This is a genomic window from Pseudomonas sp. B19125, from assembly GCF_044218855.1.
GTDB classification, from domain to species: domain Bacteria; phylum Pseudomonadota; class Gammaproteobacteria; order Pseudomonadales; family Pseudomonadaceae; genus Aquipseudomonas; species Aquipseudomonas edaphica.
Genome location: NZ_CP162589.1, coordinates 3,238,841 through 3,251,337, shown reverse-complemented (window position 1 = coordinate 3,251,337; position 12,497 = coordinate 3,238,841). Strand labels below are relative to the sequence as shown.

Annotated in this window: 3 protein-coding genes; all 3 read right to left on the bottom strand. The window is 63.1% G+C overall.

What is annotated here, in order from left to right; translation table 11 throughout:
• Window positions 1-16: 16 nt before the first annotated feature.
• The 3 genes from AB4P96_RS14870 to AB4P96_RS14860 all read right to left on the bottom strand — a co-directional run bounded on the left by AB4P96_RS14870 (window position 17) and on the right by AB4P96_RS14860 (window position 12,275).
• Entirely contained in the window at window positions 17-322 is a 306-nt protein-coding gene (locus AB4P96_RS14870) for an XRE family transcriptional regulator (RefSeq protein WP_017139630.1), read from the bottom strand.
• A complete protein-coding gene (locus AB4P96_RS14865; protein ID WP_080593813.1) occupies window positions 315-680 on the bottom strand; it encodes a type II toxin-antitoxin system RelE/ParE family toxin in 366 nt (121 codons plus the stop codon). The genes AB4P96_RS14870 and AB4P96_RS14865 overlap by 8 nt, the downstream gene beginning before the upstream one ends.
• A gap of 216 nt (window positions 681-896) precedes the next feature.
• Window positions 897-12,275 carry an autotransporter-associated beta strand repeat-containing protein gene (locus tag AB4P96_RS14860; RefSeq protein ID WP_395600957.1) on the bottom strand — a complete coding sequence of 3,793 codons (11,379 nt, stop codon included), beginning with the start codon at window positions 12,273-12,275 and terminating at the stop codon, window positions 897-899.
• Between the last annotated feature and the right edge of the window lie 222 nt (window positions 12,276-12,497).

Here is a 12,497-nt window from a genome sequence, read left to right as displayed (position 1 = left end):
GGTGGTCCACTGTGACTTAGTGAGCGAAGTTGTCGATCTTGACCTGGCCATCCGGGAAGGTCGCGATGATTTCCAACTCGCCGCCCATTGCCCGGATGTAGTCACGCAGCGTGCTGATGTACATGTCGGTACGCCGCTCCATCTTGGAAACCGCTGCCTGGTTGATATTCAACGCCTTGGCCAGGCTTTCCTGGCTCAGTTGCTGGGCCTTGCGCAGCTCATGCAGGGGCATTTCCTTGAGGTGCTGGCGGAACAGCTGCTCGGCTTCGGCACGCGACTGCGGGGTCATGCGCGCTTGAAGTTCAGCGAATTTTTTAGCCATGGTGACGGGCCTCTTTACGCAATGTTTGCAAATGGATGTCGTACACATTTTCGGCCAAGGGCACATGCACCTCGTACCACCTGGGGTGTGCGGCTTTATCGCCGCCGATCAGCAGGACAGCGCAGCGCCGGGGATCAAATGCATACAGCACTCGATAGGGCCGGCCGGCGTGCCGGACCCGCAGTTCCCGCAGGTTGCCATGCCGGGAACCCTTGATATCACTGGTATGGGGGAAGCCCAGGCCAGGCCCGAAAAGCCCCAGCAGATCTACGCTGGCGGACACGGAGACTTGCTCCTTTGCGCCCAGTTCATCCCACCATTCTGCGAATTCATCCGTGTATTCAACGTCCCAATCCATGCGAATATGCCACCTAAGGAATATAAACTCAAGGGCATACTTTAGATTCAGAAAAGACTGCATTACCAGCCGGGTTCCAGGGGAAATTGTTTGTACATCCTTCTGACCAGACGCTGAGCAACAACCCTGCCCTATTGGCAAACCATCGAATAGCGTTAAGAAATATTTCCAAAAAAAAAACCGCCCTTTCGGGCGGTTAAAAATACTCGGCTTTGATCAGAAACCGAGGGAGAAGCTGATCGTCATCGCATGGTCTTTATCGTTGCGCGACAGTTGGCCGGAATAGCCCAGGCCCAACTTGCCATTCTGACTGATCTGGTAGTCCACGCCCGCCTCCACCACCGCGCTGTCCTTGGCGATCGGCACACCTTGGGTGCTGAACGATGCACCGCCGTTGATAAAGCTCAGGTCGGCATCCGGCTTGGTGTCGCCAAAGGCATGACGCCAGCCGATGCTGCCCCGTGGGGTGATTTTCGAGCCGTTACCCAAGGTGATGGTCTGGCCGATGCGCACGCCCAGGGTCGAGAAGGTCACGTCCTGATCGGCATCACCGCGCAGGGCCGCCGAACCGCCTTTCTCCTTGATCGTGTCGCTGTCGTAGTTGACGTAAGCCAGGCCGGCGAACGGTTCTACTACCACTTTGCCGGTTTCAATGGTGTAGCCCACTTCACCGAACACTTGCGCGCTGCGCGCTTTGTAGTCGGCTTTGAGGCGTTGCCCCACGCCGCCTACGGCCACATCGCGTTTGCTTTCGATGTCGTGCCAGCTGTATGCCACGCCCATGCGAGCGGCGAAGGCTTCCTGCTGGTACGCGGTGTAGGCCATCAAGTGGTAGCTGTCGACGTCGGCGCTGGAGCTGCGGCGCTTGGCGTCCAGGTCGCTGCGGGTGTAGCCGGCGGCCACACCGACGCGCCAGGCGTCATCCACTTGTTTGTCGGTGCCGAGCAGGAAGCCGCCGAGGTTGCGGTCCAGCTTGGCGGTGTTGCTGTCGCCGCCCATGTGGCCCCAGGTGCCCAACACACGCATCCAGCCGACCATCTCGCCGTGGCAACCGGCGCTGCTCAGGCGGTTTTCGCTGGGTGCCAGGCTGTTGCGTGGGTCATCTTCGCGGTAGCAGCCGGGCTGACGCAGGCGCTCGTTGACTGCGTCACGCACGTAACGCGAATCTTCGAGCATGGCGCTGGCGGTGCTGGCATGAATCTCCCCGGACAAGCTGTCGAACGCGGCGCGCGCCCCGGCAACATTGGAGTTGAGCAGCGCGTTCTGCACCGTTGCGCCACCCACCGCGGCACCGCTGTCCAACGCGGCGGCCACGCCACGTTGGTTACCAGTGGCTGCCACGCTGGCGTAGCTGACGTTGTTGCGGCTAACCGCCAGCGCCACCTGAGTAGGGCTGTAGTTCAACGCGGTATTGAGGAATGCCAGGTTCTCCAGGTTGGTGGTGCCGAAGGTGCCGTTCACTGCACCCGCCGTGAGCAGCGTGTAGGTGGCCGGGCCGGCGTACGGCGCCAGGTTGACCACATTCAACGTGCCGCCCAGGTTCGCCGTACCCCCAACGGCCAGGGAGCCGGTCGACGATGGGGTGATGAGCAGGTTCAACGCGCCGGTACTGCCATTAGTGAAGTTACCGGCCACCGTCAGCTTACCGTTATCAGGTGTGACGCTGCCGTTGTTGACCAACGCGCCGACGCTGCCGTTGCCGGTCAGGCCTGCACCGTTGGCGACGGTCACCTGCCCACCAAACACCGCGCCTGGGTTGGCCGCGTTGCCGACTTGCAGTACGCCCTGGTCCACCGCCACCGTGCCGCTGAATGGCTGGTTGCCGGTCAGCAACAGCGCGCCGGCGCCTTGTTTGGTAATGCTGCCGGTTCCGCTCAATACACCATTAAAGGTGCCGTTAGTGGGTTGGACAAACAACAGTTGCGCATTGTTGAGGATGCGACCCTGCAAGCTCAGCGTGTTACCGGCCAGCGTACCGCCACTGACGGTCGTGCCACCGGAATAGGTGTTGGCGCCGGTCAACAGCAAGGTGCCGGCGTCAAGTTTGTTGATCGACCCGGCCCCCACGATTGGCGCAGCCACTTCGGTAGTGACGCCCGAATTGACACGCACCACTGCGGCACCGGTTGGCGACAAGGTCCCACCTGCGCCTGCCGTCAGCGTGTAACCAGGGTCAAGGAATTGCAGGCCAGTAAAGCCTTGGTTACCGACCACGGTGACCGTACCGCCCTGCCCGCCGAACACGGCAAACTGGTTATTTGACGCCTGGCCCTGGGTACCGGTTGGATCGGTCCAGTTGGTGCCTGGGCCCCAGGTACCACTGCCGCCGGTGATAGTGCCGTCAGGGTTGGTGGTGCCGCCGTTCCAGAACTGGATTTGCCCCGGCGTGGTTTGCACCAGAAGGTTCAGTTGGTTGGCCAGCGCCGTTTGCAGGCTCAGATTACCCACGCCGACCGGCAGCGAGCCGAGGGTCAGGCCGTTGTCGGTCAAGGCGCCGCCGTAGCGGAACAGTTGATAAACGCCGAGTCCGAAGCCCCCGGCATCGGTAACGTTGAGCGTGCCATCAAGGGTCAGGTTGCCCGCCACATTCACCGCCGTGGTGGATGCGCCAGGCGCGCCGAGGGCGAAGTCCAGGGCAGTGCCCGACGACAACGCCAGCGAACCCACCGACAGCGGCGTCGCCGCCCCGGCCTTGAGGGTCGAGCCATCGGCCATCGTCACAGCACCGCCCAGGCTGCCGCTGCCGCCAAGGGTCGCGCCGCTGGCTACCTGCACCGCTGCGCTGTTCAAGGTGCCGTTGACCAGCAAGCTGCCGGCGTTGACGTTGGTGTTGCCGGTCAAGGTGTTGTTGCCAGTCAACAGCAACGCGCCGGTGCCGGTTTTATTCAGCACGCCTGCGCCGGTAAGGTTACCGGTGTAGGTGCCATCGGTGCCTTGCTCGAAGGTCAGGGCCGCATTGTTGGCAATCGCGCCTTGCAAGCTGTTGGTGTTGCCGGTGGTGGTGCCGCCGTTAAGGGTGGTGCCACCGCTGTAGGTGTTGGCGCCGGTCAACAGCAGCGCACCGTTGCCGTTTTTCACCAGGCTGCCGGTGCCGCTGACCACGCCGTTAAGCGCTAGTGCATTGCTGCCGACCAGGGTCAGCGGCCCACTCAGGCTGATGGCGTTGGCCAGTTGCAGGTCGGTGCTGCCATCCAGCGCCGCAGCGCCGCCGACGGTGAGCGCGCCGCTGCCCAATGCGGCGTTATTGCCCAGGGTCAGTTGCCCGGCGTTCAGGCCGGTGCCGCCACTGTAGGTGTTGGCGCCGTTGAGCGTCAGGGTTGCCGCGCCTTTTTTCAGCAGGCTGCCATTGCCGCTGATACTGCCGTTAAGCGTCAGCGCATTGCTGCCGCCGATGGCCAGTGCACCATTGAGTACCGCAGCGTTGCCGAGTGTGACGGCCGCGTTGCTGTCCAGGGTGGTGCCGTCGGCCGCCGTCAGTGCGCCACTGCCCAGCGCGCTGTTATTGCCGACCACCAGCGTGCCGCCATTGAGCGCAGTGCCGCCGGTGTAGGTATTGGTGCCGTTAAGCACCAAGGTGCCAGTGTCGAGTTTGGCCAGGGTGCCAGCACCACCGAGCGTGACGCCCAACGTTGCGGTGGCGTTCGGGTCGACACGGATCGCCGTGTTGCCGGTGCCGCCATTCACCAGGTTGAGCACGCCCGCCGTGCCGGAGGCCAGGTTGTAGCCATCGGTGACGAACTGCATGCCGGTGAGGTTTTGCGTGCCCTCCACGGTCACGTTACCCGCCGCGCCCTGGAACACTGCAAAGCTGTTGTTCCAGTTCTGGTTGAGGGTGCCGTCAACGTTGGTCCAGTTGGTGGTGCCAGTGCCCCAGGTGCCGTTGCCGCCGTCGATGGCGCCGTTGCCGATCAGGTTGGCGCCGTCCCAGAACTGCACGGTGGTATTGGGCGCAGTCACCAGCAGGTTGACCTTGTTGCTGATGGCCGTCTGCACTTGCACATCGCCCGGAATCACACTGCCCGGCAAACTGCCAAGGGCCAGGCCATTATTGGTGAGTGCACCGCCGTAGTTGATGATGTTGTAGACGCCGCTGCCAAAGCCGCCGATATCGGTGACGTTGAGTTTGCCGCCCAAGGTCAGATCACCGCCGACATTCAGCAGCCCGCTGCCACCGCCCACCACCGGCACGCCGAGGCCGACGTCCAGGTTGGCGTTATTACCCAGCACCAACGAGCCCACCGACAGCGTGCTGCCGGCGTTCAGGCCGATGTGCCCGCCATCAGCCACCGTCACCGCACCCGCTAATGAGCCAGTACCGGCCAGCGTCGCGCCGTTGTTCACCGCCACCGTGCCACTGGCCAGTGAGCCGCTCACATTTAAAGTGCCGCCATTGACGTTGGCCGCGCCGCTGATCCCATTGGTGCCGCTCAGGTTGAGCACGCCGGTGCCGTTTTTATCCAGGTTACCGGCACCGTTGAGCGTGCCTGCGAAGGTGTTGTCGAGGTTGCTGCCACCCACCGCCAGCGTGCTGCCGCCCGCCACTTGAATCGCGCCGGTACCGGTCAGGGTATTGAGGCTGGCATTGCCACCCAGGTTGAGGCTGGCACCGCTGCCGACGTTGACGCCGGTGGTGTTGCCCAAGGCCGCGTTACCTGTAGTGGTCACACTGCCGCCGAGCACATTGAGTGGACCGGTGAAGGTGTTGTTACCACTGAGCAGCAAGTCCGCCGCGCCATTTTTGATCAGCGCCGCATTGCCGGCCAACACACCCGCCAGGGTCAGGTTGTTGTTACCGGCCACACTGAGGTCGGCATTCAAGGTGACGGCGTTCGCCAATACCAGCGGCACGCTGTTGTCCAACGTACTTGCTCCATTGACGGTCAAGGCGCCGGAACCCAAGCCCGTGGCATTGCCGACAGTCAGCGTACCGGCCGCAAGGGTGGTGCCGCCGCTGTAGGTATTGGCGCCGTTGAGGGTCAGGTTGGCAGTGCCGTTCTTGATCAGCGATCCGGTGCCATCAACCACACCGCCAAGCGCCAGGTCGTTGCTGCCAACCACGGTCAGCGCAGCATTGAGCGTGGTGTTATTGGCCAGCGCCACTGCGGCACTGGTATCCAGCGTCGCTGCGCCGTTGACGGCCAGGCTGCCGGTGCCAAGTGCCGAACCATTGCCCAGTACCAAGCCACCTGCGTTCAACTGCGTACCGCCGAGGTAAGCATTGTTGCCGTTGAGTGTCAGGTTGCCCGCCCCACTTTTAGCCAGGCTGCCAGCCCCGGTGACCAACCCATCAAGGGTCAGGTCGGCGCTGCCGAGAATGCCCAGGTTGCCCGCCAGGTTCACGGCGTTTGCCAGGGTGACTGCACTGCTGGTATCGAGCGTGGTGCCTGCCGCCGCATTCAGCGCGCCGGTGCCCAGCGCAGTGTTAGAGGCCAGGATCAACCCGCCGGCGTTCAATGCCGTCGGCCCTGCATAGGTGTTGTTGCCACTCAAGGTCAGGCTGGCGATGCCGTTTTTGATCAGGCTACCGGTGCCGGCCACGCTGCCGGCCAGGGTCAGCGCGTTGCTGCCGCCGACTGTCAGCGTGCCGTTGACGTTCACATCATTGGCCAGGCTGACAGCGGCATTGCTGTCCAGGGTGGTGCCATTGGACGCGGTCAACGCACCGCTGCCCAACGCACTGTTATTGCCGACCACCAACGTACCGCCATTGAGCGCGGTGCCGCCGGTGTAGGTATTGGCGCCATTGAGCACCAAGGTGCCCGCATCCAGCTTGGCCAGAGTACCGCCGCCATTGAGGGTGACGCCCAGGGTCGCGGTGGCATTCGGGTCAACGCGCACGGCAGTGTTGCCGCCGGTGCCGTTGAACAAGGTCAAGGCCCCCGCCGTGCCGCCGACCACGTTGTAGCCGTCGGTGACAAATTGCAGACCGGTAATCGCTTGGGCGCCGTCCACGCTGACAGTACCCGCCGCGCCCTGGAAGACCGCAAAGCTGTTTGGCGCCCAGGCGGCGTTGAACGAACCGTTGACGCCTGTCCAGTTGGTGGCGCCACTTGTCCAGGTAGCGCTGCCGCCCTCGATGCTGCCATTACCGGTGGTTTGGCTACCGTCCCAGAACTGCACGGTGGTGTTGCCGTTGACCAGCAGGTTGATCTGGTTGCCGATTGCTGTTTGCAGGTCCAGGTCGGTGGCCGGGATATTCACCGGCAGGCTGCCCAGCTGCAGGCCGTTATTGGTCAGGCCGGCGGTGTAGTCGATCAACCGGTAGATACCGGGGCCGAAGCCACCGATATCGCTGACATTCAGCGTGCCATCCAGGGTCAGGTTACCGCCCACATGAATCAGCGCCGTGCCGCCGGTAGACGGGGCACCGAGCCCGGCATCGAGGTTGGAGTTGGTATTGAGCACCAACGAGCCGACTGTCAGGGTGTTGCCCGAGTTGACGGCCAGGTGGCCACCGTCGGCAATGTTGACGGCCCCCACCAGGGTGCCGGTGCCGCCGAGGGTGGCGCCATTAGCCACGTTCACGTTGGTACTGGCCAGCGCGCCGTTGACCAGCAGGCTGCCGGCGTTGACCTGGGTGTCACCGGTCAACACGCTGAGGCCGCCGAGGGTCAAGGCACCGCTGCCGATTTTGTTGAGACCGCCCAACCCGGCGAGTACGCCGCCGAACGTGCTGTCGAGGTTATTGCTGCCGACACTCAAGGTGCTGCCGGTGCCAACAACGGCCACGCCGTTGCCGGTGAGTTCACCCAGGCTGGCCGAGCCACCCAGGTTCAATTGCGTACCACTGCCCAGGTTGACCCCGGCGCCTGCGCCCAGCGCGCCATTACCCACGGTGGTAAGGCTGCCTGCTTGCACATCGAGCAGGCCGGAGAAGGTGTTGTTGCCAGTCAGGGCCAGGTCGCCAGTGCCGGTTTTGATCAGATTGGCGCTCCCCCCCACCACACCCGCCAGCGTCAGGTTGTTATTCAGGCTGCCCACCGTCAGGTTGGCATTGACGTTGACCGCATTGGCCAGCACCAGTGGCGTGCCATTGTTTAGGTTGGCCGCGCCGCCCACCGTCAAGGCGCCCGTCCCGAGGGCTGTCGCGGTGCCCAGGGTCAAGGTACCCGCATTGACGGTCGTTCCACCGCTGTAGGCATTGAGGCCATTGAGGGTCAGGTTGGCCGCGCCATCCTTGACCAGCGCGCCGGTGCCCGTGAGCAGGCCTCCCAGGGTCAGGTCATTGTTGCCAGCCACCGTCAACGCAGCGTTCAGCACAGCACCATTGCCGATGCTCAGCGCGCTGCTGTTATCGAGCGTCGATGCACCCCCCACCGTCAGGTTGCCCAGGCCCAGCGCGAGGTTATTGCCCAGGGTCAATGTGCCCGCGTTCAGCGTCATGCCGCCGAGGTAAGTATTGGCGCCATTGAGAATCAGGTTGGCTGCGCCATTTTTTGTCAGGCTGCCAGCACCATTGATTGCACCGCCCAAGGTCAGATCAGCCGTGCCGCCTATACCCAGGTTGCCTGCCAGGTTGATCGCGTTATTGGCAGTGACCGCCGCACTGGCATCCAGTGTCGTGCCGCCAGCCGCATTCAACGCGCCAGCGCCCAAGGCATTGTTGGCGGCCAGGATCAGCCCACCCGCGTTCAAGGCCACAGGCCCGAGGAAAGTGTTACTTGCGCCCAGGGTCAAAGTGGCCGCGCCGTTTTTGATCAGGCCGCCAACGCCGCTGATCCCGCCATTAAGGGTCAGCGCGTTGCCGCCCGCGACAGTGGTGTCGCCGTTCAAGAGCACCGTGTTGCCCAAGGTGATGGCAGCATTACTGTCCAGTGTCGTCCCGGCCGCTGTCGTCAACAGGCCGCCGCCCAGTGCAGTGTTGCTACCGACGATAAGCGCGCCGCCATTGAGCAAGGTGCCACCGGTATAGGTGTTGGCGCCGTTGAGCACCAGGGTGCCGGTGTCGAGCTTGTTCAAGGTGCCGGCGCCATCGATATTGACCCCGACGGTCGCGGTTGCGCCCGGATCTACACGCATCGATACATTGCCACTGCCGCCATTGATCGCAGTCAATTGCCCGCCTGCGCCGCTGACCAGGCTGTAGCCGTCGGTGACAAACTGCAGGCCGGTAAAGGCTTGCGGGCCTTGCACGGTGACCGTACCGGCAGCACCGGTGAACACCGCAAAGCCACTGGACCAAGGAGAGTTGGTCAAGCCGTCGGCGGACGTCCAGTTGGTACCGCCGGCGGTCCAGGCGCCCGTGCCGCCATCCACCACGCCGTTGGCGATAGCTTGGCTGCCGTCCCAGAAGCGGATATTGGGAGCCGACACCACCAGGTTGACCTGGTTGCCGACCGAGGTTTGTACCAGCAGATCGCCGAGGCCATAACCCACGGGAACACCCGCTACCGTCAGGCCACCGGTCAGGCCGCCGGTGTAGTTGATCAGGCGATAAGTGCCCGCGCCAAAACCACCGGCATCGGTGACGTTCAGGTTGCCGGCGAGCGCCACGTTACCGCCGACATTGAGCAAGGAAGTGAGGGATGGCGCACCGAGGGCAACATCCAGGTTGCCACCCGCGACCATGTTCAGTGCACCGGCTGACAAGGTATTGCCGCTGCTCAAGGCCAAATGGCCGCCGTTATTGACGTTCAACGCGCCCAATAACGAACCGGTACCGGTCAGCGTACCGCCGTTGTTGACATTGACCTGGGCGCTGGCCAGGGAACCACTGAGGTTCAAGGTGCCTGCATTGATCGCCGTGTTGCCAGTGACGCCATTGATGCCGGTAAGGTTGAGAGTGCCGGTGCCGACCTTGATCAGCCCGCCAGCGCCACTCAAACCACCATCAAAGGTACTGGTGGTGTTGACCCCGCCAACGGTCAAGCTGTTGGCGCCACTCAGTTGCACGCTACCGCTGCCGCTCAAGCCGGCCAGGCTGACGTCAGTGGCCAGGTTGACCCCGGCGCCCGCACTCACGTTAACCCCGGAAGTGCTGCCCAAGGCATTGGCATTGAGCAACGTCAGGCTGCCGGAGACCACGTTCACGGCGCCGGTGAAGGTGTTGTTGCCGGCCAGGGTCAGGTCGGACAAGCCATTTTTGATCAGGTTGCCAGCGCCGCTGACCACGCCGTTCAGGCTCAGGTCGTTGTTGCCGGCGACCGTAAGGTCAGCATTCAGCGCAATGGCATTGCCGATGCCAAAGGACGCGCTGGTGTCCAGGGTCGCCGCACCGCCGACGGTCAAGGCGCCGCTGCCCAGGCCATTGGCGTTGCCCAGGGTCAAGGTCCCTGCATTGAGGTTGGTGCCGCCGCTGAAGGTGTTGTTGCCGTTGAGGGTCAGGTTGGCCAGGCCACTTTTGGTCAGCGGCCCTGCCCCACTGAGCACACCCGCCAGGGTCAGGTTATTGGTACCGCCGGCCGTCAACCCGGCGTTGAGCACAACGTTGTTGCCTAGGCTGAATGCCCCGCTGCTGTCCAGCGTCGACGCGCCGCCAACGGTCAAGTTACCCAGACCCAGGGCTGAGTTGGAGCCCGCCGTCAGGGTGCCCGAATTGAGCGTGGTGCCGCCCAGGAAGTTGTTGACGCCGTTGAGCACTAGATTGGCGGCGCCGTTTTTGGTCAGGCTGCCAGCGCCATTGATCGTACCGGCCAGCGTCAGGTCGGCGGTGCCGCCAATGCCCAGGTTGCCGGCCAGGTTGACCGCGTTGGCGAGGGTCACCGCCGTCGTGGCGTCCAGCGAAGTGCCCGCAGCCGTATTCAGCGCGCCCGTCCCCAGGGCGGTGTTGGTGCTGAGCAACAAGCCGCCGGCATTCAGCGACGTTACACCGCTGCGGGTGTTGTTACCGGCCAGGGTCAGCAGGCCCGCGCCGGTTTTGGTCAGGCCGCCGACGCCGGACATCACGCCGCTCAGGGTCAGTGGGTTGGCGTTGAGCAGGCTGAGATCGCCGGTCAAGACGACATTGTTGTTCAGTAATGAGGCGCCACTGGTGTCCAGGTTGGCAGTACCTGTCACATTCAGGTTGCCGCTGCCCAGGGCATTGTTATTGCCCAGCACCAGGGTGCCGGCGCCCAGGTTGGTGGCGCCGCTGAAGCCGGTGTTGACGCCATTGAGCGTCAGGCTGCCCGCGCCGCTCTGGGTAAGCCCACCGTTGCCGGTAATGGCGCCGTTCAGGCTCAGCGTACCGGCCACATCGGTCGTCAGGTTGTCGTTAAGCGTGAACGTGTTGGCAAGGCTGACTGTGCCAGGCGCCTGCAAAGTCGATGCGGCCGTGACGGTGACAGCGCCGCTGCTCAGCGCCAGGTCATTGCCCAACTGCACCGAACCGCCGGACAGCGTGGTGGCGCCGGTGTAAGTGTTAGCGGCATTGAGGATCAGTTGACCCGTGCCCGCCTTGGTCAAGCCGCCGGTGCCCGAGAGCACGCCGCCCAGGGTCAGCCCGGTATTGGCGCCCTGGACGGTCAACCCGCCGGTGCCCAGCGTGAGCAGGTTAGCCAGCGTCAGGTTATTGGCCGTTGCCTCGATAACCCCGCCATTGGCGGTGATTGCCCCAGTACCGAACGTCGCACTGTTATCGAACTGCGAAATGCCACCATTGAGCGTTGTGCTGCCGCTGACCAACGGCCCCTGCAGCGTCCAGGTGCCGCCGTTGATGGTCAGGTTGTTGAAGTTGACATAGGTGGCGCTGGACGCCGTGCCAGTGCCGCTGCTGCCGGTGGCGCCGGGGTTTTGCAGGATCAAGGTGTTGCTGCCGTTTGCGCCGCCATCCACCTGGCCGGTGGGGGCAAACGTCAGGTTTACGCCCAACAGGCCGCCGAGGCTCAAGCCGATACCGCCACCCGAGGACACGCTCGACCCGGTCACCGCCGTAAAGGTGTTGGTGCTGTTTGCTCCCATCGACACGCCGCCGGAAATGGTCCCGCTGTTGACGAAGGTATTACCCAAAGTGGACGCCTCGAAGGCAACCCGCCCGGTGAGCGTGCCACTGTTGGTCATGTTGACCTGGCCGCCACCTTGCACGGCGACCACTGGCGTGTCAGAGGCAAACAACGTAAGACCCAGCAACGAACTGGAGCCGAGGGTGCCGGCGTTGGTGAGGGTGGTGGTGCCACCGACGCCATTCGTGACGTTCAGCGCCGCACCACCCAACGAAGTCAGATTAAGCCCCAGCAGTGCGCCGGTACCGCGGATGATCCCGGTGGCCGTGTTGGTGATATTCACCGTACTGGCCGCGGTATTGCCCACCACCACACCGCCACTGAGCACGGATACAAACCCGAGCAGCGCCGGGTCGATGGTGCCGGAGTTGTTCAGTGTGGTGTTGTTACCGGTCAGGTTCAACGCAATGCCGCCCAACGTTGCGTTGAGCTGCGCGCCAGGGTTGACGTTGACCGTCAGGTCATTCACCGCACTCGAGAAGGTGTTCAGAAACAGCGGTAACGACGGCACCCCCGTACACGTCACCGTGGCACCCGCCGTGGGGCTTGCGGGCGAGCAGGCCGCCATCGCTTCGGGGCTTGCAAGGCCCATCACCAGCCCCGCTACGCCGAGGCGAATAGCAAGAGAAAGCGCAGAAATACGAGGTACAACGGCAGTAGCAAGTCTTTTATCCACGCTCAACTCCTTGTGGTCCAAGCCTTTCATCCATGGGTGCGTACAAACTCAACTTTATTGACCCACACGCATCGAATTCGAGATACCTGACCGTGGTGACAATTGATCCAATTTGTCGAAACGGTAGTAGACCTACAGAAAAGTCATTGAATTAAATGGTATTAATACTTTCGTAAACTCCCTGTCAGAATGGGATTACAGCCAGCATCCATTGACTGTCGC